The 25,191-nt window shown below is 66.4% G+C and carries 16 protein-coding genes; 5 read left to right on the top strand and 11 right to left on the bottom strand.

Features of this window, described 5'->3' with window-relative positions:
• Positions 1 to 368: 368 nt before the first annotated feature.
• The 5 genes from EI73_RS00625 to EI73_RS00645 are packed head-to-tail and all read right to left on the bottom strand — an operon-like array spanning position 369 to position 10,149.
• Positions 369 to 1,040, bottom strand: a complete 672-nt coding sequence (locus tag EI73_RS00625) for an ASCH domain-containing protein (protein WP_034383093.1) — start codon at positions 1,038 to 1,040, stop codon at positions 369 to 371.
• A 2-nt stretch (positions 1,041 to 1,042) separates the two neighbouring features.
• Positions 1,043 to 2,950 (bottom strand): hypothetical protein, encoded by a 1,908-nt coding sequence (locus EI73_RS00630; protein WP_034383094.1) that lies wholly within the window; start codon positions 2,948 to 2,950, stop codon positions 1,043 to 1,045.
• Positions 2,947 to 3,618: a hypothetical protein gene (locus EI73_RS00635; RefSeq protein WP_034383095.1), complete on the bottom strand. Its 672-nt coding sequence runs from the start codon at positions 3,616 to 3,618 to the stop codon at positions 2,947 to 2,949. Before EI73_RS00635 ends, EI73_RS00630 begins: the two co-directional genes overlap by 4 nt.
• Positions 3,615 to 4,910 (bottom strand): hypothetical protein, encoded by a 1,296-nt coding sequence (locus EI73_RS00640; RefSeq protein ID WP_034383096.1) that lies wholly within the window; start codon positions 4,908 to 4,910, stop codon positions 3,615 to 3,617. The genes EI73_RS00635 and EI73_RS00640 overlap by 4 nt, the downstream gene beginning before the upstream one ends.
• A gap of 22 nt (positions 4,911 to 4,932) precedes the next feature.
• Complete coding sequence (locus EI73_RS00645; protein WP_051935350.1) at positions 4,933 to 10,149, bottom strand: RecQ family ATP-dependent DNA helicase; 5,217 nt, start codon at positions 10,147 to 10,149, stop codon at positions 4,933 to 4,935.
• A 268-nt stretch (positions 10,150 to 10,417) separates the two neighbouring features.
• Here EI73_RS00645 and EI73_RS15540 point away from each other — a divergent pair, with 268 nt between their 5' ends.
• Positions 10,418 to 13,105, top strand: coding sequence for an HD domain-containing phosphohydrolase (locus tag EI73_RS15540; RefSeq protein WP_197050728.1), 2,688 nt, complete (start codon positions 10,418 to 10,420; stop codon positions 13,103 to 13,105).
• 63 nt (positions 13,106 to 13,168) lie between these two features.
• Here the strand turns inward: EI73_RS15540 and EI73_RS00660 are convergent, their stop codons facing one another.
• The 3 genes from EI73_RS00660 to EI73_RS00670 form a co-directional block, all read right to left on the bottom strand.
• Positions 13,169 to 14,548: a sugar ABC transporter permease gene (locus EI73_RS00660; RefSeq protein WP_034383098.1), complete on the bottom strand. Its 1,380-nt coding sequence runs from the start codon at positions 14,546 to 14,548 to the stop codon at positions 13,169 to 13,171.
• The gene (locus tag EI73_RS00665) at positions 14,545 to 15,948 is read right to left on the bottom strand and encodes an ABC transporter permease subunit (RefSeq protein WP_034383101.1); all 1,404 of its coding nucleotides are present in this window, start codon (positions 15,946 to 15,948) and stop codon (positions 14,545 to 14,547) included. The genes EI73_RS00660 and EI73_RS00665 overlap by 4 nt, the downstream gene beginning before the upstream one ends.
• A gap of 153 nt (positions 15,949 to 16,101) precedes the next feature.
• Positions 16,102 to 17,286, bottom strand: coding sequence for a maltose ABC transporter substrate-binding protein (locus EI73_RS00670; protein ID WP_034383103.1), 1,185 nt, complete (start codon positions 17,284 to 17,286; stop codon positions 16,102 to 16,104).
• Between the two features lie 287 nt (positions 17,287 to 17,573).
• Between EI73_RS00670 and EI73_RS00675 the strand changes: the two genes are divergently transcribed.
• Complete coding sequence (locus EI73_RS00675) at positions 17,574 to 18,812, top strand: MFS transporter (RefSeq protein ID WP_034383105.1); 1,239 nt, start codon at positions 17,574 to 17,576, stop codon at positions 18,810 to 18,812.
• 51 nt (positions 18,813 to 18,863) lie between these two features.
• The gene (locus EI73_RS00680; protein ID WP_034383107.1) at positions 18,864 to 20,117 is read left to right on the top strand and encodes an RsmB/NOP family class I SAM-dependent RNA methyltransferase; all 1,254 of its coding nucleotides are present in this window, start codon (positions 18,864 to 18,866) and stop codon (positions 20,115 to 20,117) included.
• Here EI73_RS00680 and EI73_RS00685 read toward each other — a convergent pair.
• A complete protein-coding gene (locus EI73_RS00685; protein ID WP_034383108.1) occupies positions 20,089 to 20,913 on the bottom strand; it encodes a phosphatase PAP2 family protein in 825 nt (274 codons plus the stop codon). The two genes, EI73_RS00680 and EI73_RS00685, sit on opposite strands and share 29 nt — an antisense overlap.
• 66 nt (positions 20,914 to 20,979) lie before the next feature.
• On the opposite strand from EI73_RS00685, the gene EI73_RS00690 reads away from it, so the two are divergent.
• Positions 20,980 to 22,581, top strand: a complete 1,602-nt coding sequence (locus tag EI73_RS00690) for an ABC transporter ATP-binding protein (protein ID WP_034383110.1) — start codon at positions 20,980 to 20,982, stop codon at positions 22,579 to 22,581.
• Between the two features lie 57 nt (positions 22,582 to 22,638).
• Here the strand turns inward: EI73_RS00690 and EI73_RS15545 are convergent, their stop codons facing one another.
• Positions 22,639 to 23,172, bottom strand: coding sequence for a hypothetical protein (locus tag EI73_RS15545; RefSeq protein WP_051935352.1), 534 nt, complete (start codon positions 23,170 to 23,172; stop codon positions 22,639 to 22,641).
• 105 nt (positions 23,173 to 23,277) lie between these two features.
• On the opposite strand from EI73_RS15545, the gene EI73_RS00695 reads away from it, so the two are divergent.
• Positions 23,278 to 23,721, top strand: a complete 444-nt coding sequence (locus tag EI73_RS00695) for a hypothetical protein (protein ID WP_156103425.1) — start codon at positions 23,278 to 23,280, stop codon at positions 23,719 to 23,721.
• A gap of 42 nt (positions 23,722 to 23,763) precedes the next feature.
• On the opposite strand, the gene miaB is transcribed toward EI73_RS00695, so the two are convergent.
• A complete protein-coding gene (gene miaB / locus EI73_RS00700; protein ID WP_255344488.1) occupies positions 23,764 to 25,152 on the bottom strand; it encodes a tRNA (N6-isopentenyl adenosine(37)-C2)-methylthiotransferase MiaB in 1,389 nt (462 codons plus the stop codon).
• Between the last annotated feature and the right edge of the window lie 39 nt (positions 25,153 to 25,191).

The raw sequence follows: 25,191 nt of genomic DNA on the forward strand, positions 1-25,191 counted from the left end.
TTGCGGCTCGTAACCACGGAGGTGACGAGTGGGGGCGTACCTGTTCAGCCGCACCAGTACGCAGATTTGGGGCATCCCTTGCCGCCGCCGGACCGCCTGTCGGAAGACCCCGCGCAGCACGAGGAGTTCGGTTTCCAAGTGGTTGAACGGCGCTCCGGAAGCGAACGGTCCAGGCAGACCCCTGGAGCAGCGGCGCGTTGCCGTGACGGCAGAGTATGTCGTGTTGAGCGCCGCTCCTGGCGGGAAGTACAGCAGCCATCCGCTGGATGAACGGATGTTGCGCCGGATTCTGCAGCGGCTCTACACGGGAGCGTAAGGGCTGAGGGGCGGGCCCCGAGCGCGTGCCGCACGGGGTCCGTTCGGGGCCGTTACGCGGTTGCTCCTGCCAGCTCTTGAGCGACCACGTGCGTGGGTACGCGGAAAATTCCAGCGGCTCCCTTGTACGGAATCGGCGTGCGGAAGCGTCGTGGGTGCGCGAGCAGCCACTCGTACTCCTCGTTGTGTTCGTTGTACTCCACGCCGACGACGTCAACGATGCCGACAAGGGCGCCGTACGGGAGGGCGCTCATCTGGTCTTGCATGCCGACCGCCTCGAAGTTCTTGGGTCGCTGCGTGCGCGACGCGTGCAGGAGCAGCGGGCCCGTTTCGGTGACGCGCCACGTTCGGTACTCCACGTTCTTCTGCCCGGTCAGGATGCGCTCCACCCAGGGTTGTTGAATGCTGAGCGCCCGCAGGGTGCCGCTTTGCAGGTCAATGGGGTGGGGCTTGTCGGGAATGGGGAAGACGCGGTACCCGCGGTGCTCATCCGTTTCGGTCTCCCGGTCGGCTGCACCCTCTGGAGTGGGGTAGATGATCGCGGCGTACTCGATGCTGAGCCCAAGCTCGTCGGGCTTCGCGGCGAGGCGCTCCTGCGCGGCGCGCATGGTGTTTTCCGCGTTCACGAGCGCCCAGACGTCGTCGAGGGAGCCGATGAGTTGCCCGTTTTCGGATTGCGCGAGTTCAGCCTGGATCGTTTCGAGAGCCTTCTTGGTGATAAGCATGCTTACTGGCTCCTTCCCGCTGGGGGCGTGCTGGTGTGATGGAGGGTGGCCCACCCGAGGCCGGAACGCAGCAGCTTCGGGAGGTGCGTGCGGAGGTCTTCGGGCGGCGCTTCCAGGTTCCGCTCGTCCACCGCTCGTCCTGTGGCGTCGAGCAGCGTGAGGCTCAGCTTGCGGGGCAGTCCGGGAATGTGCACGTGTAGGGGAAGGTGCGTCGTGCCGGGCGTGAGGGGACACGTGCGGGTCAGCGCGTGGCCGCCTGGGGTGTGTTCCTGCACGCGCAGCAGGAGGCCGCGCGGCCCTTCCGTCCAGACGTACAGGGTGCGGTCCTGTACCTCGGCATGCGTGAGCCGGGGCCGTACGGTGTAGGGCGCTGCGTGCACCCGTACCCAGGTTCCGTGCCCGGCGTTCACTTCGATAAGGACACGGTCGAACACGCTGGGGCTGAGGTGCGTGAGGCGTTGCAGCTCCCAGCAGCCGGGCCGCAACTCGGTGAACTCGTTTGGGTGGGATTCGATGCTGACGCGCAGCGGGAGGAGCGGTTTGCCGTTCGGCACGAGGGGGCGAACGACCACCTGCCGTAACTGCTCCACCGTTTCGAACGCGGTTTGAACCTGGTTGGTATCGGGGTTCAGGAAACGCGCTCCATAACTGGCGCCGCAGACTTCCAGCTCGATGCTCAGGTGATCGTCAATGTCCACCCGGCACTCGTGCGTGACCGGTTGAAACTGACCGTCCTGCAGACACCACAGGGGTCGCCATTTAAAGGTACCGAAGCGGCCGTCAGCCAAGCGGACTTCCCCAACCTGCATCTGCCCCTCCAGCAGCGGCCCCGCCCGCCGCGTGGGCGTCACGGTGAACGCCGGGAGGACGGTCACAAGAATCGGGTCGTGCCCGGCAGGAATGCCATTCACGTACAGCTCCGCGCTGTGCTGACCGAGGGGAAGGTCCGAGATGACGGCTGACGTCCCGTGGAGGGGGACGCGGCGACCGTCCGAGAACTGCAACTCTGCCTGTTCGCTTGTGGCGCGGCTGTGGTGCTCAACCGTCACGGTGAAGGGCTCCCCCTGAACCGCGTATCCGGGTTTGAGGCGTACGGTGACCGAGGGGTCAGAGCTTTGGGCTCTGGGTGCGGCTGTGCGCTCGGGGCGGACCTTGTAGCGGCGGCGCGTGCCGTGCTCTACGCCAAGCACGAGTTGCGCGAGGGCGTCATGGCTCTTGTTCCAGAAGAACCGTACGGCGTTCGGCGTGCCGAGTGGGATGCCCGCGGCCTCCAGCAGGGGGCACAGTTGCTCCGGCGGGAGGCGCGCAAGGTGCTTATCCGTGTCGAGGAGGTAATCCACGATGCGGGTCATGCAGTGAAAGATGCGGTCGTACGCGTCGGCCTGCCGGAGAGTCGCTTCGTCCGCGTCGGGGAGGATGCGCCGCATGAGGGCGGCGTCAATGCGCTCGTGTGGGTAGCGGTTGTAGTACGTCTGAAAGAACGTCTTGAGTCGCGCGGCGCTCAGGCTGTGCAGGCCCCAGATGGCGTCAATGGTCGCCACGAAACGCCGCTTTCGCTTTCCGGAGAGGATGAGGCGGCGCGGTGCGGTGTCCTCGTGCGAGCCCAGGATGGTCCAGAGCGTGTCGTAGCGTGCTCCAATCGCAAAGTTTTCCGGCAGCCCGAGCTCCGCGTGGAAGTTCGGCCAGAAGGCGTCGTCGTTCTCGGCTGGTTCGCGGTAGAAGGTGTAAGCGCGAAGGAACGCCAGAAACAAGAGCGCCTCGTCTCTGCTCCGGCGCAGCCACCAGTCACTCGGGTCTCGCCAGCGGCGGGAGGCGTGCCGCCGCAGCCACTCGTACTCGTCCTCGCTGATGTGCACTCGCAGCGGGCCCTCGCGGATGACGCGCGTCAAGACAGCTTCGCGCACGCTCATTCGTTCGCTCCATTCGTGAACGTTGTGACTTCCAACCAACGGAAGTACACCCACTGGCAGATCAGGATTCGGCGTGCCTGCTCGCACAGCGCCTCGTCGAATACGCCGGAGCTGAAGCGTTCCACGGCGGCTTGAATTTCGCCGTGCCAGGCGCGAAACACTTCGGGAACGTCCGCCGGGGCTGCGCCCTCCAGGGCAGCGTGGACGCTGTCCATCGCTTCCAGGGACTCCGCGAAGGTTTCCGCGAAGGTGCCGGTCCAGAAGCGCGGGCTGTGAATGCGCCGCTGGAGCAGCTCCAGTTCACGGCGCAACGCCCGCACAAGCGGTGTGGACTCCAGGTTGCCCTGCAGCGCCCGAAGTTCCTGCTGCGCCTGCTCCAGCTGCGCTTGCAGGGCCTCGGCGCGCTCTTCCCAGTCCGGTTCTTGGGACTGCGTGAGGCGCGCGAGTTGGGCTTGTGTGGCTTGCAGGGCCTCGCGCGCTTCGTCGCGCTCGCGCTGCACGCGCGCGAGCTCCTCGGCGGCGCGCTCGTCGCGTGCGACCAGGGCGCTGAGCGCTTCCGCGATGTCTTGCAGTGTCTGGCGTTGCTGTCGCGGCACAAACCCCAGGCGTACCTCTAGGGCTTTCAGCTGCTGGAGCGCTTCGTGCGGGGTGAGGCCGGTGCTGGTCATGCCTGCCCCCCGAGCCGTGGGGACTGCACGCGCTCCAGCAGCTGCTGCATGAGGCTTTCCTGACGAAGGCTGCGCATGCGCAGGAAGCGTTCCAGGGCGAGGTTGGCGCCGTCTTCCAGGAGCTGCTCTAGGCCGAGGACGAGGATGCCTTGTGGTTCGCGCTGTACGAACTCGCTGATGTTCGTGCAGCGTTGCAAGCGGTCGTCATCGTAGCGGCGCTTCAGGAGGGCGCGGTACAGGCCGAACAAATCTGTAAAGCGCTGCACGGCGTCCTCGTGCAGGGTGGAGTAGTGCACGATGAGCGCGCCGTCTAGGAGCTCATCCGTGAAGGGAGAAGCGGGGCGTTGCTGGAGGGTGTCGAGTTGTGCCCACACGCGCTCGAGCTCGTCGTGCTTCTCCCGGAGTTGCCGAAGGTATTTCGACTGCAGTTCGCTGATGCGGTGGTCCCGCTCGCGGACTTGCTGTTGCGCGTCCTGCAGGCGCGCTTGCAGCACGGCATGGCCCTCGAGCCGCAGCCTGTCGCATTCTGCTCGTGCGGCCTCCAACTGCTGCTGCAAGTTGGCCAGGTCCTTTGCGTGGCGGGCGTCTTGGGCTTTGATGGATGCGAGAAGCTTCTGCCGTTCGCGCTCGTGCCGCGCCCGCTCGCGCTCCAGTAGGCCCTGCTGCCGCTCCCGTTCCGCCTGCACGGCCTGCTCGACACGGCGCAGCAGGTTCTGGTTCTGCTTCTCGCGGGCGTTCGCCTCGCCCTCCCAGGCTTTGCTGCGGGCCTCGGCTTGTTGCAGGGCGGCGCGGGCTGCCCGCAGTTCCTCTTCGAGCTGGCGGGCGCGTTCCAGCGCCCTCGTGAGCGCCTCCTGATCGGGCGCGTCACGCTCGAACTGGAGGAGCCAGGTGGCCACCCGGAGGGCCTCATGAGGAAGATCGTCCGCTGGGGTCTCCCTGCGTTCAAGTCGCTCCAGGAGGGACGTGAAGGCCTGGAGCCACAGGTCTGCGTACTTCTCGGCGACCTTCTCCGGTTGCGCGTACAGACGAGGAATGGCCGCGATGATGTCCGTTGTCTGTGCCCTGCGCAGCGGGCGGCCGAGCAGCTTGCTGCCCCGGAACTCGTTTGCTCGGTAGGCCGTGAGGTACACGTCCGTGACGACCTTTCGGGGCAAGCTGCGCAGGGCGTCTTGGAGGAAAGCGGCGTGCTGCGGATTCAACAAGCGCAGGCGCCGCGCCTCATGGGCATCTGTAGCGGCTGGCTCTGGCGAGGGGGTGACGTGCTGACGGTCAGGATGAAGCGTGTGGCTCATGGGAAACTCCCTCGGTCTTTGCTTAGGCTTTGTTCTTGTGGTGACGCTGGCGGTCGAGGTGCTGCACGCCGGCTTCTGTGATGGCGTACGTGAAGCCTTCCCACTCGCGGCACGTCTGCGCCAAGCCGTCCGTGACGGCCTGACGGAGGGCGCGCTGTATTTCCTTGTTGCTCACGAACTCCAAGCGGCCGAAGAAGGGGGAAACCTGGGCGAACCAGGGCACCTGAACGGTGTAGGTCGCGCCGTCCCTGTCTTTTCGGACTTCCTGTGTCACGCCGCGCAGCGTCATCACGAGTTTCGTGAGGCCGAGCGTGCGCTGCACTTTCGACAACTCCTCCAGGAAGGCGAGGACCGTGTGCTGCACGCGGTAGACCTCCTCGATCGCCTCGGTGCTCAGCTCAGGTGTGGCGGCCCAAGGGGCATCGTCGCCGTTGCAGCGGTCGCAGCATGTCGCGTCGTCGCGCGGCCCGTTGAGGTCCTGCTCGAAGACCCGCAGGAGCTCGCGGCGCCGGCATGCGCTGGCGCGCTCGTCCGTGCGGGCAAAAGCGCGGACGGCCTGAATGTGGTCCTGCTTGACCTGCAACTGCTGCGCGAGACGCTGCTCGAACGCCGTTAGGTCCGTGCGAAGCACCGTCAAATCCATGGCGGGCTCGTGCGCGGTGTACAGCACCTCCAGCGGGCGTTGCCTCGCGAGCGCGAACAGGCGGCCACTCAGATCCTCCGCGAGGGCCTGGGGCAGGCGTGCGAGATCGAGCACGCACGGGCGGCGCCCCGGCTGGTACCCAGCATGAAACAGCAGGGCCGCGTACTGCGCGCCCAGCGCCGCTTCCAGTTCCTCACGGGTCAAGCTTGACAGGAGGCGGACCTTGCCGAGGCGGTACGTGGTGAGGATGTTTCCGGCATCCTCCAGCAGGGCCAGCAGCCAGTTCAGGTCGCCGCGCTCCAGCTTGTCGCTGCCTTCGGGCAGGTCCGCGTTCAAGCTCTCCAGCAGGTCCTTCTCGTATGCGGTGCGCGTGCCCCCGGCGGCGAACGCGAACACCGCTTGCGCCAGGCTGCGCTCAGGCCGGCCTTGCTTCACCAGCCAGGACTGCAAGCTCCAATCGTGCGCGTCGTGCAGCAGCACCGACCACGCGGGCTCCCCGTCGCGTCCGGCCCGGCCCGCCTCCTGAATGTATGCGGGCAGGCTGGCGGGCGGGTTGAAGTGAATAACGACCCGTACGTTCGCCTTATCGACACCCATGCCAAAGGCGTTCGTGGCGACGATCACCCGCACGCTGCCCTCCATGAACTGCGCCTGGACCTCGCTGCGCACGAGTGCCGAGAGGCCCGCGTGGTAGGCCGCCGTGGCGAACTTCAACTCCTTGAGGGCGAGGGCGAGGCGTTCGGCGGCGTTGCGCGTCGCGACGTACACGATGGCGCTGCCTTCCGGGTGCTGCTCCTGTAACCAGCTGAGGATCTGCGCGACGCGCTTGAGCTTCTCGATGGGGGAGGTGTCGCGGCCCCGAAAGCCGTACGCGAAGTACGTGAGGTTTGGGCGGTCCAGGGAGGCGCGCACAACGGCTGCGTCCCGCAAGCACAGCTCGCGTTGCAACTGCGCCTCGACCGCGGGCGTGGCGGTTGCGGTGAGGGCACTGACGGGTAGCGTCACCCCTTGCTGCCGCAGCGTGCGAATCACGTTGCCGTAGTCCGGGCGGAAGTCGTGCCCCCAGTCGCTTAGGCAGTGCGCTTCATCGAAGACGATGCGGCGCAACAGGCCCTTGTCCCGCAGAGCGCGCAGGCAGTCCTTGAACTGCTCGTTGCGGTTGATGCGCTCGGGGCTGACGTACAGGAGGTGCAGTTCGCCCCGCTCGGCCTCCTCGAGGATCGCGCGTTGCTCCGCGCCCGAGCGGCCCGCATGCACGGCGGCGGCGGGCACGCCAGCCACTTGCAGCGCGCTCACCTGGTCGTCCATGAGGGCGATCAGGGGGCTCACGACGAGCGTCACGCCGCCCAGGAGCAGGGCGGGCAGTTGAAAGGTAAGGCTCTTGCCGTACCCCGTCGGCAGGAGCGTCAGCACGTCCTGGCCGTTCAGTGCGGCATGCACCGCCGCCCACTGCTGGGGTTTCAGGCCTGCGCGCGCGACCTGGGGCCAGAAGAGCTCGAGCAGCTTCTGAATGCCTTCCTCACGCGTGAGCTCTCCCGCCGCATACGCCGCTTGAAGGGCGTGCAGGTCCCGCGCGACCTCCGCGATGAGTTCGTTCGTCGGGAGAAGCTCGCGCGGCACCCCGAGAAGAGGCGCGAGCTCGTCATAAAAGGCGACGCGCGTCCCCGGGTAATGGAAGTTCCCGGCACTCGCCACGCTCCCGGGCAGGGCTGCGAAGACGACCTCGCGGTACGCGGCGGACAGCACGCGTTTGTCCCACAGCACAAAGGCGCCGTCTCCGGCGCGCCGGCGGTCATCGCGGATCAAGCGTCCAAAGGCCTGTGTAAAGGACAGCAGCGCTTTTGGCAGGTAGAAGTCATACCAGGGATCGAGCCCCGCCTGCTCCACCAAAGCCTGCCGTGCCCGCAGGAGTGCATCCGGCACGGGAAAGGGAATGCGCTCTAAGCCCACGAGCTTGAGGTCCGGAAAATCTACGCCCTCCATAAAGGCGCGCGTTCCCAGCGCGATTTTGTTGCCGTCCTGCCGCATGCTGAGCGCGACCTCCTCACGTTCCTTGCGGTTGAGGGGCATGAGGGGTGTGAGGGTCTTGAGGGCCTCCCCGGCGGCCTGCATGCGCGCCCGGCTGGTGAAGAGGGTCAGGCTGCGCCGCGCGTGCGGCAACAGCGCCTGAAGGTCCTGGTGAAAGAGCTGCTGAAAGCGCGTGAGGTTTTCGGTTCGCGCGCCGGGCAGGTGCTGCGGGAAGAGGACGTGCGCGCGCTCGTACGGCAACGTTTCGGGCAGCGTGAGCAGTTCAGTCTTGTCGGGCAGGCCCAAGGTGCGTTTGATATACGCGTACTCACGCGCCGGATCGCTGTGCGCCTCCAGGGTCGGGCTGCGCAGGGTGGCGCTCGTCAGGGTCACGCTGGCCGCGCGATTCCACACGCCCGAAAGCCAGCCTGCCAGGTCGATGGGGCGCGCCACGTACGCCCAGCCCTCCACTTCCTGCCAGCGCGTTGTGTGAACCATGTTGTTCCACGACGCCACCTGGTGCCGCGAGAAGGCGAGCTCCGTGAACGCCTTGAAGTACTCCAGCGTTGGCTTGAGCAAGCCCCGCAGGTTGTGGTGTATGACTGTGCCGAGCGCGTCCCGCAACTGCCGCACGGCGTCCAGAAAGAGAAGCTCTATACGCTTGAGGCGCTGCCAATCCGCACTGGCGAGCGTAGACGGCGTGAGCAGGTGCTCTACGCCAAACTTCGCATCGCCCTCACCGTGTTGCTTGACGAAGCTTGTCACGTGCTTGTCCAGCTCGCGCAGCGCGTCAAAAGCGCGAGGCAACAGGAACTGCCGGATGTTCTTTGCCAACTCGCGGTCCTCGGGGGGCACGTTTGAGCTGAGCAGACCACGACGGCGGTCAGGGTCGTACAGGCGCTGCAAGTGAAACCGCAAGCGCTCGCCCGTTCCGGACTGACTCAAGGCTTCTGTCGCGACGTCCTCCAGATTGTGCGCCTCGTCGATGATGATGTGTGTGGGTTTGCTGCTCCCGGCGTCCAGGTCCTCCTGCGCGAACGAGGCCAGCAGGTACGCCTGGTTCGTCACCCAGATGCTCGCCTCGTCACGAAAGCGGCGGTCCTGCTGATACGCACAGCAATGGTAGAACAAGCACGCCGCACGGCAGCGTTCCGGGTACGATTCCAGCGAGAACGACAGCTCCCGAAAAGCCTTGTTGAACTGCCAGTGCCCCGGGAGGGCTTCCAGCTCGAACGCGCCCTCGTGGGTGTAGGCCGCGAGCGCCGCAAGCGCTGCCGCCTCCTCCTCGGACCCCTCCTTTGGGCTGAAGTCCCGCAAGGCGTCATGCAGCGCCTCCAGGCAGATGTAGTTCCGAGCGCTCTTCACGGACACAGCATTCGTGCGGTAGTGCCGAGCGTACTGCCCGAGTTCGTTCAGCGCCTGCTCCTGCAAAACCTTTGTATGCGTTGCCACAATTACTCGCTGCCCCGGCTGGGTGGCCACGTGATGCTGTGCGGGGAAAAGGTACGCTTTTGTCTTGCCCGTGCCGGTCGGCGCCTCGATGATGGCCGCAGCGCCCTCCTGATTCAGAACCCGCTGCACCATGCGGGCCATGTCCGCCTGTGGGGCACACCACTCACCGTCCGCCTGGCGCTTGACACGAAAGCTCCCGGCCAACCGCAACACCATCTCCGCCTGCTGGGCCGCGCGCGCGTGACGCTGCATGACGTCCGCTACGCCTGGGGAGTCCGTGTCGCAGCGGGCGACACGCCGCAGGAACTCCGTGAGTTCCTCGGGTTCCACCACGCCCCGCCGCACGACCTGCTCGGCCCACTCGGGGAAGACGTCCTCCATAGAAGGAAAGTCCTTGCCGGGCGACAAGATGCGCGGCACCAGGGCCTGTACCCGCAGCAGACGGTGCAGGAAGGGAATGTCCTCAAGGTCAGCGCCCTCGTCGAGCTTCACGGGATAAAAGCGTGCCTCGGGCAGCTTAAGGTGGTGCCAGAGCCGCTGAAGCAAGGGCGGGGGAGCGTCGTTGAGAAGGCCTGAGAACACCGCGCAGGTCGCGGCGCAGTCGTCGAGCGCGCGGTGGGCGCCGCGCAGCTCCTGACCGGTGAAGAACCGGTACAGCTCCCCCAACTGGTACCCGCTGAGCGCCCCCGGGCTTCCGTCGGGGTGGGACGTGGGCGGCGTGGGGTACCGGACGCGTGCCCAGTGCAGCGTGTCCACGGCTGCGTGGGTGTTCCCGCCCTCCGGGAAGGGCAGGCCTTGTTCCTGCAGAACACGCGCGAGAATCGGCAGATCGTACGCGTAGATGTTGTGCCCCGCGAGGCAGTCCGGCCCAACAAAGGCCAGGAACTCCTCCAGCACCGCGCGCAAGGGGCGCTTCTCGCGTTCGTACTCGTCGCGGGGAATGTGCGTGAGCTCAAACGTTTCCGCCGGGACCTCGCCCACCGTGCTCACGTATGCCCGAAAAGACCGTTGGTCAGGGCGAAAGGCCGCGAGTTCGACAATTTCAGCGACGCTCGCGTCGGTGGACGTCGTCTCTAGGTCAAAAAAGACGAACGGCTGAGCGCCAGGCCCCCCTTTCCCTGCGGGTGGATTGTTCACAGGTCGATCTTAACGGCGCCTCGGCCACCATAGAGCCGCATTTCTGCGCTGAACTCCAAGCGCTCCCTGTTTCCTGTCTTGGGCCTCCCCCGCCGCTGTCAGGAGGCAGAAGGACCGGTCCAGGCGGCGAGGGTGAGGCGACAAGAACTCCATACCGTACCCCCATCGGGGGGAAGCGCCCAAAGACGAATCCTTCACCGAATCTTCATTCTTCGGACCGGTATGGTCTGGGCAGAAGACGAGTGGTCTTCTCCCTATGCTTGCTTTTTTGTCTGTCCTGCTGACCAATCTCGGCCTGGTGACGCTGCTGGCGTTTCTGGGCAGCCTGCTCTACCGCCAGTGGCCTCCCCGGTACTCCGTGCGTGAGCAGGTGCTGCATGCTTTGGCGGCGGGTTCGGCGAGCGTTTTCCTGCTGGCCTTTCCTTTCGAGTTGGCGCCGGGGCTTCGTATCGACCTGCGGCACGTGCCTACGGCGCTTATTACCGTGCGCTACGGTCCGCTGTGGGGGGCGCTGGCCGCGCTTCCGGCGCTGGTGGTGCGGGCCCTTCAGGGCGGAATAGGCGTTCGGATGGCGCTCCTTTCTAGCCTGGGAGTCCTCCTCATGGGCACGCTGCTGCACCGCCGGGCCCACCGCCCCGGGTGGTTGAGCTGGCGCGCGTGGTGGTTGCCTCCGCTGCTGTTTAGCCTGAACGGTCTGGGGCTGCTGACACTGCCGAACGGAGAAAAGCTGCTCGCCCAGGTGTACCTGCCGCTGCTTGTGGCCAACAGCGTGGCCTTTGTGGTGGCGCTGCTGGTCATTCAGTCGCGCCTGGACCTGCTGCGTGCCACCCACACCTACCGCCTGCAAGCCCAAACCGATCCGCTGACCGGTCTCGCCAATCGCCGCCGGTTCCATGAGGATGTCACGGCGCTCGCGCCCGGCGATCACCTGCTGCTGCTGGACATCGACCATTTCAAGCGGGTGAACGACTCGCTTGGTCATGCGGAGGGCGACGCCGTGCTGCGCCGGATCGCCGGGATCCTCGTGGATGCGGTGCGGCCCAGTGATCAGGTCTACCGCATCGGTGGGGAGGAGTTCGCGGTTGTGCTGCGCCGTGCTGGCCTGAGCCAGGCGCGCAGTGTGGCGGATCGCTGCCTGAGGGCCGTGCGGCGCCCGCCCCCCAGCGGGCCGCAGGTCACGATGTCGGGCGGCCTCGCGACCCGGGAAGCCCACGAGACCCCAGGACAGACCTTTGCCCGTGCGGATGCGGCCCTCTACGCGGCGAAGGAGGCAGGCCGTGACCGTCTGATGCTGGCCTCTTCCGAGAAGGGCGAGACTCAGGGCGAAACAGGGGCGAGTGACCGGCAGGCCCTGCGGGACACGCTGGCCCTCCTGGCACAGGACCAGGATCCCACACCGCAGCACTGGCAGGAACTCTTGCAGGCAGCCGTCGCCTGTGTGCCGGGGGCGGAGGCGGGCACCCTCTACGTGGCAGAACAGGGGGATTTTGTGGTGTGCGCGCAACAGGGATTCAGTGACGCGTTGCTGGGACGGCGGGACTCGCCTGCGTCCCTGTTCCGCTGGTACGCGGGTTCGCCGGACGCGTGGGAGGCGGGCCGCCCCCGTGTGCTGCGCGGCGCGGCGGTGCAGACCGCTTCCAGTGCAGCCGGCGCGGTGGACCACTCCGAGAACGGCCAGGTCCGCTATGCGCTGAGTGGCCGCGTGCAGGAGATTCGCGAGACGCTGGGCGTTCCCGTGGTCGCAGAGGGGCACGTCGTCGCGTTCCTCAATCTCGACCGGTTCTCGGCGGAGGACGCCTTTGGACCAGAGGCGCTGGCCCGCGTGTCTGACTTTGCGGCGCAGATGGCCGTGCTGCTTGGGGCGCGCGCGCGGCGACAACGGGAAGCGCGCCGACACCGCGAGCTGGAGGCGCTGGCGCGCATAACGGCGGCCCTGCGGGACGCGAGCAGCGCGGACGCGATCATCTCGGCCATGACGGCCATGACCTCGCCGCTGCTCGACGCCCGGTACGTCGTGTACCTCGCCTATGACCGGGAACGGGACGTCCTCACCTCCCGGCACATCCTGGGCTTGCCAGAGGGGAAAGGAAACGTGACTCTGCCGCGTGGTAGGGGGCTCTCCTGGGCGGCGGTGGCTGCGGGGGACGTGCTGCGGGTCGCGGACATTCGCGAGGACCAGCGTGTTTACCGGCCCGCCTTCCTGTCTTCCGGCGCGATGCTGGCCGCCCCGCTCCTGGGGAAGACGGGGCTTTGGGGCGTGCTTGTGGTCACGCGGGAGCAGCCCTTTGGGGAGGATGACGCCCATCTGGCGCGGACCCTGGGGGCACACGCGGTGACGGCCCTGGAGCGCGCCGCACACGTCCAGACCCTAGAGGACGCCCGGGAGGGCACCTTGCTGGCGCTGGGCCTGGCGCTGGAGGCCCGCGACTTTGAGACGCGGGGCCACACCACGCGGGTCGTGCAGCTTGCCGCTGCGCTGGGAGCGGCGCTGGGCTTGTCGCCGGCACAGCAGCGTGCCCTGCGGGACGGCGCCTACCTGCACGACCTGGGCAAGGTGCAGGTGCCCGACGCTGTGTTGCTCAAGCCTGGCCCCCTGACCCCGCAGGAGTGGGCGCTGATGCAGCAGCATGCGGTTGCCGGTGAGGCCATCGCGCGGCATATCCCCGGCCTGAGCCCCGAGGCGCTGGGCGTGGTGCGGCACCACCACGAACGCTGGGACGGCCTGGGCTACCCCGATGGCCTGGCGGGCGAGGCAATTCCCCTCCTCGCACGTATTTTTGCAGTGTGTGACGTCTTTGACGCCCTCACGAGTGCGCGGCCCTACAAGCCGGCCTGGTCGTGGGAAGCGGCCCTGCAGGAGATCGGGGCACAAGCGGGCCGCCACTTTGACCCGCAGGTGGTGCGGGTCTTTTTTCGGCTGCTGCGCCAGCAGGATGGGGCTATGCCGGAAACTTGAGACTCCTGCCGCTCGCCCAAGCGCCGCACCCTCAGCCAGCGCCAGAAGACGAAGCCGCCAACGTTACTCCTTGACGCCGCCCGCCACAGCGCCGCCCACGAAGTAGCGCTGAAAGCCGTAGAAGAGGGCGACGATGGGAAGGGCACCCAGAGTAGCGGCAGCGGCGAACACGCCCCACTTGGTGGCGAACTGGCCGCTGGTAAAACTCAGCAGCATCACGCCCACCGTCCACTTTTCCACGCCGGTCAGCAGCACGTTCGCCAGGATGAACTCGGCGTAGGTGCCGATAAACTGGTTCAGAAAAATAAAGGCCAACATCCCGCCCGAGAGGGGGAGCACCACCCGCAAGAACGTCTGCCAGCGGGTCGCGCCGTCCACCATCGCGGCCTCCTCCAGCGACTCGGGCAGGCTTTCCACATAGCCCTTGAAAATCCAGGTGTTAAAGGCGATGGCGCCCCCCGAGTACGCCAGGATCAAGCCGGTAAAGGTATTGTTCAGGCCCAGCAGCACCATCAGCGTGTACACCGCGACGAGCGCGAGAAAGACCGGGAACATCTGAATAAAGATAAAGAAGAGGAGGGCTTCGAAGCGGCCCGGGAAGCGCAGCCGGGCCATCGCGTACCCGGCGGTGGTGGAGAGCAAAATGGCCAGAAGCCCGGTCAGCCCCGACACCAGCAGGGTATTGCGCACCGACAGCAGGAACTTGCTCTCGTTGCCCTGGCCGGTGAACTGCGCGGGCGTCATGAAGACCACGAGCAGCGCAAGCGACACGGTCAGTACGCGCAGCGCCCAGGTCCGCACCTTGGACTGCCCCGCGCTCTCCCGTCCGAAGCGGCGAGACAGTGTGAACAGCAGCAGCACGGCCAGCGCTGCCCCCGCTACCCCGGCCAGCAGCAGTTGCCAGCCCGGAATCACGACGCCGTCGAAAAGACGCCTGAAGTTTTCCAGGCTCAGCACCTGGAGATTGGGCAGCAGCCCGGTGCGGTAAAAGATGTTGGGGTTGCCGAAGTCCGGAAAGGCAAACAGGCTGTTGCGCGGGTCAAAGGCCGCCACCAACACGTAAAAAATCGGGTAGACGGCGACGAGCACAACCAGAATCAGAAAGAGGTGCGTGAGCTGATCTCCCAGCACGGCGAGATAGCTGATCCTGCGTCCGGTGCGCCAGCGGCCCCACCGCTGCCCGATCAGGCTCGTCAGGGCCAAGACCCCACAGGCGGCCAGAAGCCCCAGCAGAAAGCGCTTCCAGCCGCCTTCGACAAAGTAGATGGTGAAGCTTTTGGGCCGGCCCGCCATGTTCCGCGCCAGGAAGTACCCCAGCGTGACGAGGCCCAGCACCAACGCGGCCAGCACCAGCCAGGGCAGGGCGCGGCGCAGGGGACCGGGTTCGCGGTGAATGTAGCTGCCAGGGGGCAGATCGGCCGGTTTCTGAGGAGGAACGGTCATTTCCGGGCCTCCTCGAAGACGCCCGCCGCCTTGAAGTTCACCAGGCTGATGCCGAGCGTCAGGAAGAAGATAATCAGGGCGATGGCGCTCGCCAGGGCGTAGTTCTGACCGCCCGAGGACGCAAACGCGGTGTTGTACCCCCACGAGAGCAGGATGTCGGTGCTCTGGGCGGTGCTCTCTCGGCCTTCCTGGGGCGGGCCGCCCTGGGTGAGCAGGTAGATGATGCCGAAGTTATTGAAGTTAAAGGCGAAGGCCGAGAGCAGAATGGGCGTAAAGGAGCTGCGCAGCAGGGGCAGGGTGATGTCCCGAATCTGCTGCCAGCGGTTGGCCCCGTCGATGCTCGCAGCCTCATACAGATCGTCACTGATGGTGCCCAGCGCGCTGATCGTGGCCGTCATCATGTAGGGAAAGCCCAGCCAGAGGTTGACGAGCAGGATGCTGATCTTGGCCCACAGCGGGTCACCCAGCCAGGGCACGGCCGTGAGGCCCAGCAGCCCGAGCGTCTTGTTCACGATGCCAAACTGTTGGTTGAGAAGCGCCACCCACATCTGTACGCTGATCACCGTAGGAATCGCCCAGGGCAAAAAGAGCAGGGTGCGGTAGATGTTGCGGCCCTTGAGCCGCTTGTTGTACAGCAAAATCCCCAGGATCAAGCCCGCGAGGGCATTGAGGACCACGGTGCTCAGGGCAAAGACCACGGTCCAGACGAAAACGGGCAGCAGGGCCCTGCTCGCCTTGGCAAAGATCTCGCGGAAGTTGGCCAGCCCAACGTACTCGTAGCGGTTGATGCGGGTCGCAGAGGCGACCTGGAAGGTTTCGGGCACCGGGGCAGCGAGGGTGACGGCCCGGCCTGTCACGTTGGAGATTTTGGCGACCAGGGGTGTGGCCGCGGTCTGGTCGAGCAGGGCGATGGTGTCCCCGGCGCAGTTGGCCTGCTTGCAGCGCAGGTACTCCGGGGTCGAGTCCGCCTCGGGCGTCTCGGCCAGGGTGACCGTTCGGCGGTCCGGGCTGAGGCTCGCCTCGGTGCGCACCGCTGAGTCAGGATTGCCACTGTTCTCGCCGCTGTAGTTGGTAAAGGCGTAGTTGACCGTCAGCACCACCGGCAGCACGGTGAACGCCGCCAGAAACACCAGGGCAGGAAAGAGGTAATACCAGTTGGTGATCCAGGGAAAAGCCCGGGCCACGAGCGGCATCGCTCCTGCCAGAATCGCCAGCATGTACACCAGGATCATAAAGGGCGGTGCGGAGGGAAACACCCGGGCCGTCAGGCCGGAGAGCAGCCAACCAAGCAGCGCCGCGCCGCCGAGCAGCACGGCCAGCACCAGGATGGCCAGCAGGGCGCTGCGCGTCCCCTGAGGAGGAGCGGGCTTCCGGGGCGCAGAGGACAGAGTCACGGTCATGAAGGCGAGCCTCCTTGGGAAACCAGGCATAAGCGCGCAACGGCGCCCCCGGCTGAAGCTAAAGGGCGCGAAACGGTCAGCCGGGGGCGAGAAGAGCAAGGCAGCGGACGGGAGGTGAACTCCGTTCCGCTGCGGTCTGCCGGTGCTCCTGCCTTACTTGATGTTGGATTGAATCTCGGCGACGGCTTTTTTGAGGAGGTCGGCGTAGGGCTGGTTGGGCTTTTGCACGGCCTGGGCCGTCGCCGCGCCCCAAGGGCCCCACACCGCGCTCATCTCGGGCACGTTGGGCATAGGGGTACCAACGCTGATCGCCTTGCCGAAGCCGGCGACCACCGGATCGGCCTTGAGACGGGTGCGCGCTGCGAGGCTCACCGGGATACGCCCGCCCGCCTTGTTAAAGGCGACCTGCGCATCCGCAGAAGTCATCTGCCGGGCGAGGGCGACTGCGGCCGCCTTGTTCTTGGAGTAGGCGTTGATCACGATGCCCTGCACGCCCACGAAGGGGCTCCACTTGCCGGTTGCGCCGGGCGGGGTGGGGAAGACAGCGATGCCGTAGTTGATGCCCGCCTTCTTGATATCGCCCATGTCCCAGGGCCCGGTGTACAGCATCGCGAGGCGCCCGTCCACAAAGGCGCTCTTGGCGGCGCCCGCGTCTACACCTTCGGGGACGAGGTTGTACTTGTAGCGCAGGTCATTCAGGAACGCGAGCGCCTTGGCCGTTCCGGCATTGTCTAGCCCCACGTCCTTGATGTTCAGGGTGCCGTTATTGTTCTTGAAGACGTACCCGCCGTAGGCGTGCACAAAGCCGTAGGAGCGGTAGGGCTCCTCAAGCTGGGACATGAAACCGAACTTGCCGTTGCCGGTATTGGCCTGCGCGACCTTGAGGAATTCGGCCCAGGTGGTCGGCGCCTTGGGCACCAGATTCTTGTTGTAGACGAGCGCGACGGCTTCGGCAAACAGCGGCAGCCCGAAGAGCTTGCCCTTGTACGTCAAGGCGTTCAGCGCCGTCTTGTCGTAGTCCGAGCGACTGGTCACGTACTTGTCGAGCGGCTCGATGACGCCGGCAGCGGCCATCTGCCCCAGGCGGTCATGGGGCTGGGTGACGATCAGGTCCGGTCCCTGGCCCTTGGGGGCGCTTTGGATGAACTTTTCGGTGATCTGTCCGAAAGGCACGCTCACGACATTCACCTTGTGGCCGGTCTTCTTCTCAAAGGCCGCAGCTTGGGCCTTGACCCACCCGACCTCGCCCGCGGGCTCGTAGTGGGTCCACAGCGTCAGGGTGGCGGCATGGGCGCTGCCCAGCAGGGCGAGAGACAGGATCGTGAGGGCTTTTTTCATGCTGACTCCTTGAGGTGCGGCCATTGAACCGCTTCCAGAGTGGTCTTGACCTGCCTAAGCTGATGAGCCATACCAAGAGAGACGGCGGGAACCATAGGGCGTCGCCGGGCAGAAGGCGGCGGATTAGCTTCTCTCTTCTTCGGTGGCTCTTAAAAAGTATAGACGGGGATGAAAATCCTGACAATCCCTCGACTGCTGTTTCCTCAGCTCAGAAGGCACGCTGGCCATTGAAAAAGGCCCACGCTCGCCGCCTGACCGAGCGGTCAGGTCAGTGCTAGACTCTGCCCATGACTGCCTCTCCGCCCCGTCAGCGCGGGAACCCCAAGTTGATTCTGTTCCTGACCATCTTTATCGCCATGCTGGGCCTTTCGGTGCTGTTTCCAATCATCGCGCCGCTGGGGCGGCAACTGGGGCTCTCGGAGACGCAGATCGGCTGGTTTTCCACCGCCTACAGCCTCGCGCAGTTCGTGTTCTCGCCCATCTGGGGAAGCCGCAGCGAGCGTGTGGGCCGCAAACCGGTCCTGATCCTGGGCCTGATCGGCTTTTCCCTCAGCTTCGGGCTGTTCGGGGTGCTCGCTCTGCTCGGCGCAAAGGGCCTGCTGACCGGCGGCGCCCTCTTTGCGCTGCTCGTGGCCTCGCGCCTTCTGGGAGGGGTCCTTTCCAGCGCCACCCTGCCGACCGCACAGGCGATGATGGCCGATCTCTCCTCCCAAAAGGACCGCACCGCCGCGATGGGGCTCATCGGCGCTGCCTTCGGCCTGGGTGTGGTGTTTGGTCCCGCGCTGGGGGCCCTGCTCTCCGGCTTTGGTCTGACGGCGCCCATCTTCTTTAGTGCGGGGTTAGGTCTGCTCACGGCTCTCGCTGCCCTCTTCACCCTGCCGGAAACGCGCCAAGCAGGAACGGCGCCCGCTCACTCCGGCGAACGCCGCGCGCTGCTGCGTCAGCCCGCCATCCTGCTGTTTCTGGCCGTCAGCGCGCTCTACACCCTGGCCAGCGTCGGGATGGAACAGACCATCGCCTTTTATGTGCAGGATACCCTGCGCCTCTCGGCCGAGCAGACGGCCCGAACCGTCGGCAGCATGCTCGCCATCTTCGGGTTTCTCGCCGCCGCCGTACAGGGCGGTGCGATGCGGCCCCTGGGCAAGAAGTACGCGCCCGGTCCCCTGATCGCCGCCGGGCTGCTGGTGATGGGTGCGGGCATGTTTCTGCTGCCCCTGGGCGGGCACTACTGGACGATCACCGCTGCCCTCGGCGTGATCGGGGTGGGCAGCGCCATCCTGGGCCCCAGCCTCAGCGCGGCCCTCTCCCTCAGTGTAGGGCCGGATCAGCAGGGCGCCGTCGCTGGCCTCAACAGCAGTGCCCTCGCGCTGGGGCGCATGACCGGTCCCCTGCTGGGCACCGGCCTGTACCAGACGGCCGGGCACGCCGCCCCCTACCTCCTCAGCGGGAGCATCCTGTACGTGCTGCTCGTGTGGACGCTGCTTGCTCGGCCTCGGGTGCGGCCGGTGGAGGGGCGCCAGGTCTAAGGGGAGTGTGGCGGTCTCCGCTCGTCTGCGTCCATCGAGTATCCTGCCCCGGTGACTGCCTCCCGTCCCACCTTCAACCCGGCCCGGGCGCTCGCCGTGCGGGTGCTGACACGGGTGCTGACGGGCGAGACGTTCGCGGCCCCCGCCCTGGACGCGGCCCTGGCAGAGGCGCGGCTTCCGGCGCGGGACGCGGGGCTGGCGACGCACCTCGTGTATGGAACGCTGCGGTACGTGCTCCTGCTGGACGCGGCCCTGACCCCCCTGCTGCGCGGCGAGACGCCCCCCAAGGCGCGCGCGCTGCTGCTCGCCGGAGCTTTTGAGAAACTGGTGCTGGGCACGCCGCCCCACGCCGTGGTGAGTGAGTACGTGAATGTCGCCCGGATGGCGCGCCTGGCTTCACCCGCCCTGGTGAACGCGGTGCTGCGCCGCGTGGCGCGCCCTGCCGAGACCGAGGAGACCCGCTACGCCCTCCCCGGCTGGTTGATCGACGTGTTCCGCCGAGCGTACGGGGAGCGCGCCGAGGCCGTCTTGGCCGATCAGTTGCAGCCCCAGCCCCTTTGGCTGAGCCTGTCTTCAGCAGGTGTACGGAGCCTAGAGGCGGAAGGAAGCGTCGTGGAGCCTGGCCCGCAGGGTGTAGACCGGGTGGTCCTCGCGCGGCCCCTGCGGGAGAGTGCCGCCTACCGCTGCGGTCAGGCCCAGCCCATCAACCCCGCGAGTATGGCGGTAGTGGACGCCCTGGGGGACGTGGAGGGGCGGCGGGTGCTCGACCTTGCTGGGGGTGCGGGGGTCAAGGCTGCCCTGCTCGCGGCGCGGGGGGCACGGGTGACCAGTGTGGACGTGATCGCCCGCAAGCACGAGGCGGCCCGTGCGAACCTCAAGCGTCTGGGGCTGCGCGCTGACCTCCTGACCCACGACCTGACCCAGCCGCTGGACCTGCCGCCCGCGCCCCTGGTGCTGTTGGATGCACCCTGCACCGGCACGGGCACCCTGCGCGCCCATCCCGAAATCAAGCTGCGCCTGACGCCGGAGGCGGTGGAGGAGATGGCCGCCCTCCAGGCCCGCCTGCTGCCCAATGCCGCAGCCGCAGTAGCACCGGGTGGCGTGCTCGTGTACAGCGTGTGCAGCGTTACCCGGCAGGAGGGGGAACGGGTGCTGCGCGACTTTTTGGCCACGCACCCGGAATTCACGCCCGAAGCGGTTCCCGGCCTGGAGGTGCCCCATGTGCCTGCCGGAGAGGGCGTCCTGACTGTGCCCGAAGCAGGCCTCGACGGCTTTTTTATCGCGCGCCTTCGGCGAACGGCGTAGGGCTGGCTTCAGCGCGCGGCAGCCAACGCCGCAGCAGCAGGGGCACGAGCTCGGTGGCGACGAGCACCAGCAGCGCGTAGCGCAGACCGCGCACCAGCCCGATGTCCTTCAGGGCCTGCGGCAGCGCGGCCAACCCGAAGTACACGGCGAACACGACCACGAGGCCCAGCAGGCCCACGACCAGGCGGCTGCCCCAGTCCCGCGGCACCCGGAAATCCGGCCGGGCGAACCAGAAGCCCGCCAGGAGGCCCAGGGCTGTGCCGTACTCACGTGGCGTTCCCACCGGGAGGAAGGCAGCCAGGCCGAGGAGCAGCAGCGGAATCACCCCGCGCCACACGCCCTTCTGCGGGAAGTGCCCCCTCGCCGCCAGCCCGGCAAAGGCTGCCCCCAACAGCAGTCCGGCGATCACGTCGCTGGGGTAGTGAACGTGCAGCACCAGGCGTGAGACAGCGATCAGGGCGATCAGGAGCAGGGCTGCGGCCCACATGCCAGCCCGCCCGACCTGCGCGGCGATCCCGCCCCAGAGCGTTGCCGCCATCTGTGCGTGCCCGCTGGGTAGACCAGGCCCACCTGCCGTGGCCTGCGCCGCTTCGCTGGCGAGAGTGGGGTCAGCCCAGAAGGGCCGGGGGAGGTTTAGGCCGAATTTGAGGGCCGTATTCACCAGGTACGAGAGGGCAAAGGCGACACCCAGATTCCGCCCGCCCCTGGGGTTGACCAGCCAGGTATACAGCGCGAGCACCACGATAAACACCTCGTCACGGCCCAGGTGCGTGACCGCCAGCCAAAAGGATTCCACGAGTGTTCATTGTGAGGCTTGCGGCCTGGTCGGAGCCAGGGGAGGCGCAGCGCTACACTGAAGCCCATGACGGCCCCGACGAACGACGTGCTCCGTGAGGTGCGGCACAACGCCGAGTACGCGCTGGAGCTGCGGAACATCACCAAACGCTTTCCGCTGGTGCTGGCGAACGACAACATTTCTATGCAGGTGCGCTGGGGCAGCGTCCACGCCCTGTGCGGAGAAAATGGCGCGGGCAAAAGCACCCTGATGAAGATCGTGTACGGGGCGCAACCCCCCACCAGCGGTGAAATCGTGGTGGACGGCGAAGTTGTGCAGCTCAGTGACCCCTCGCAAGCCATTGCGCGCGGCATCGGCATGGTCTTTCAGCACTTCATGCTGGTGGATACCCTGACGGTCACCGAGAACGTGATCCTGGGGGCCGAGCCCAGAGCGGGGACTTCCATCGACTACGCGGGTGCCCGGCGGCGGGTCGCCGAACTGATCCAGCGCTTCAACTTTGACCTCAACCCCGACGCCTTGGTCGGTGATCTCCCGGTGGGCCTTCAGCAGAAGGTGGAAATCCTCAAGACGCTCTACCGCGGCGCGCGCATCCTGATTCTCGACGAGCCGACCGCTGTGCTCACGCCGACCGAGACGGACGAACTTTTTGACTTCCTGAAACACCAGTACGCGGCCAGCGGCAACGCCGTCATTTTTATCTCCCATAAGCTGCACGAGGTGCTGCACATCAGTGACACCATCAGCGTGATTCGCGACGGCAAGATGATCGGGACGATTCCCGCCCAGGGGGCCACCACCGAGACCCTTGCCCGCATGATGGTGGGCCGTGACGTCACGCTCAAGGTGCAAAAAAGCCCCGCTCGGCCCGGCGAGGTGGCCCTCGACGTGCAGAATGTCACCGTCAAGGGGGCCCACGGGAACGCTGTAGACGGCGTCTCCTTCCAGGTTCGCGCGGGCGAGATCGTCGGGATCGCAGGCGTAGAGGGAAACGGACAAAGCGAACTCGTCGAGGCGATTACTGGCCTCTTGCCCGTCGACAGCGGCCAGATCACGTACCTGGGTCGTCCCGCGCGCGGCGTGCGTGAGGTGGAGGCGTCGGGTGTCTCGCATATCCCCGAAGACCGCAACGAACGTGGTCTGGTGCTCGACATGACCACCGCCGAAAACTACATCCTGGGCGAGCATGACCGCGCCCCCTTCGCGGGTCCGCTGGGCTTTCTGAACCTGGAGGCCATCGAGGAAAATGCCCGCCAGCTCAGCGAGCAGTACGATGTGCGCCCCCGCAGCACCACCCTGCACGCGGGGCGCTACAGCGGCGGAAACGCCCAGAAACTGATTGTGGCGCGCGAGATGCGCAAACAGCCCAAGATTCTGGTGGCCTCGCAGCCCACCCGAGGCGTGGACATCGGCGCCATCGAGTTTATCCACGCCCGCATCGTGGAGGCGCGCGATCAGGGCCTTGCCGTGCTCCTTGTCAGCGCCGATCTGGGCGAGGTGATGAACCTCTCTGACCGCATCCTCGTCATGTACGAGGGGAAAATCGTGGGCGAGGTGGACGCTGCGACCGCCACCGAAACGCAGCTCGGCCTGCTGATGACCGGCAGCGGGAATACGAGTGGCCGCAGCGGCGCGGTGAGCGATACGCAGGAGTACGGCACGCGCTGAGGAGAAAAGCAAAGGGGCCGCCTCGCGTGGGGCGGCCTTGAGGGATGCTGGAGGTGCTCAGCCGCAGGTAACGACCGGGATCCCGCCGGGTGCGTCGTACTCGTTGCTCTTGAGGCCATTGGGGTTGTAGCCCCACACGGTGACATAGGTGGTGCCCTTGTTCACCGGATTCACGATGATCGCCTGCCCCTTGAGCTTCTGGGCACCCAGAGCGCTCCCCTTGCTGACGCTGAGGGGGGCAGCTCCTGCAGCGAACTGATAGGTAAAGGTATCGCGGCCACTGATGTCGGCCGGGAAGGTGCCGGTCGTCTTGGTTGTCGCCTCGCCGCTGTTCGCCCCCTCGAAGCGAGCGTCCAGGCGGCTCAAGGGCCCGTTCCAGCTCACGTCCATGTAGACGGTGGTGGGGCGGTCAGAGCAGATGACGTATTCGTTCCGGGGCTGCCCGGTCGTCGGGTCCGTCACGACGCGGTAGTAGTCGGAGGTAAAAGAGTTGATCGCTGTGATGGTGACGGGCTCGTACGCCACACCCACGCCCGTGCAACTCGCCAGCACCGCACTCAGCCCTACCGCTCCCAGCAACACCTTTTTCATAAGCCTCACTCTCGTGGATGAAGCTGATGCGCGGGTGATGCGGCCTTGAGGGAACGTGAGGCGAACACAAATACAGGAGGCACCGGCGGGCTCCATGCTGGTCGTATGAGAAGACTTGCCGGAGGTTTGTTGCTGGGCCTGCTCACCGCCTGTGCGCCCGCCGTCACGCCCCGATCGAACCTGGCGGCGCAGGCGACCGTGCAGGGCCGACAACTGACCGTGTCCTTGGTGAACCTGGGGCCGTATGACGTGCTGCTGGAGGACCGTTGCCCCCGGCCCTTCACGGCGGGATACACGCTGCTCCCCGCGGCGACGGGCAGAAGCGTCACGAACGAGGACCAGCCCTGTCTGACGGCTCCCGCGTTGCCGCAGCGGTTGCGGCCGGGTGAGCGCGTCTCCGCCGCACTGACGCTGGACCTCCCCGCCGGCACGTACACCTTGCAGGCGTGGGCCCGGCCAAAGGTGCGCCTCGTCGAAAAGGGCAAACCTGCGGACGCGGTGAGAACGCTGAACGTGGCGACCTCGGCCTTGACGCTCACGCTCCCCTGAAGGGGCGAAGGCCGGAGCATCTGCACCCCGGCCCTTTTGCGTCTACACCATCTGAAGCGGGTTACTCAGCGCCGCCGCCTCGGGGTTGAACTTCGGCAGTTCCGGGAGGTCTTGCCCGTCGGCACCGATGAGCCGCCCGTACAGCATGTGCGGCGTGGCGTGTTCGATGCGCACCCGATAGATGCCCGGGCCGCTCGCGCCCAGCGCCTTCGGCACGACCGTGGGATGGTTGCCACGCGTATGGCCCTCGAGGAAGCCGGGGTCATGGGCGTCGCCGCGCAGCAGGACTTCCTGAATGGTGCCGACCCTGGCGGCGTTCTTGCGGGCGCTCCATTCCTTCTGCTTGGCGATCAGGCGCTGGAGCCGCTCGGTTTTGAGTTCGCGGGGGAGGTCCGCGAAGTGCTTGTAGCTCGGCGTGCCGGGACGAGCGGAATAGATGAACATGTAGGCGGAGTCATAACCCACCTCGTCATAGAGGCTGAGCGTCTCCTGGAAGTCTTCTTCTGTCTCGCCTGGAAAACCGACAATGATGTCGGTGGCAAGCACCACGTCCGGCAGGTGCCGCTTGATCTCCGCGATGTGACCGAGGTACTTCTCGCGGGTGTACTCGCGGGCCATGCGGCGCAGCACTCGGTTGGAACCGCTCTGCACCGGGAGATGCACGTACTCGCAGACGGCGGGCGTCTCGGCCATCGCGGCGGCCACGTCCTCGGTGAAGTTCATGGGGTGGCTGGTGGTGAATTTGATGCGCCGGATACCGCTTTTGCCCACCAGGCGCAACAGATCTGCGAACGAAGGATAGCCCGCGAGCTTCGCACCCTGGTCCACGCCGTAGGCGTTCACGTTCTGGCCCAGCAGCGTGACCTCCTGGACTCCGGCGGCCAGCAGCAGGTCAAGCTCGCGCAGGATGTCGTCGGGGTGGCGGCTGACCTGCGGGCCACGCGTCTTGGGCACGATGCAGTAGGTACAGTGGTGGTCACAGCCACGCATGATCGTGAGGTGCGCTTGCAGCTTGCCCTGTGGGGGCGGCGGGATGTGGTCGTGCAGCTCGTCACGGAAGTGCAGCGCCCAGAAGCGTTCATTGGCCTCCAGCGCCTTGCCGATGTCGAGCAGGCTGCCGGGCCCGAGCAGCACGTCCACCTCGAACTTGCGGGCGATCTGCTGGCCTTCTTCGAGCTGCGCGAGGCAGCCCATCATGCCCACCACGAGGGGGCGCTGCTGTTTTTGCTTGCGCAGGTCGCCCAGCAGCGAGCGAACTTTTTCAACGGGTTTGCCGCGCACCGCGCAGGTGTTGATCAGCACGAAGTCGGCCTCGTCCACGCTGGAGACGATGTCCGCGCCGAAGCTCACGAGTTGCGACTCGACCAGATGGGTGTCGTACTCATTCATCTGGCAGCCGTAGGTGATTAGGTGTGCACGCGTATAAACCAACTCCTTCAGCCTAACAGAGGGATTCTGCGGCCTGGCATT

The sequence above is a fragment of the Deinococcus sp. YIM 77859 genome (assembly GCF_000745175.1).
Classification (GTDB): domain Bacteria; phylum Deinococcota; class Deinococci; order Deinococcales; family Deinococcaceae; genus Deinococcus.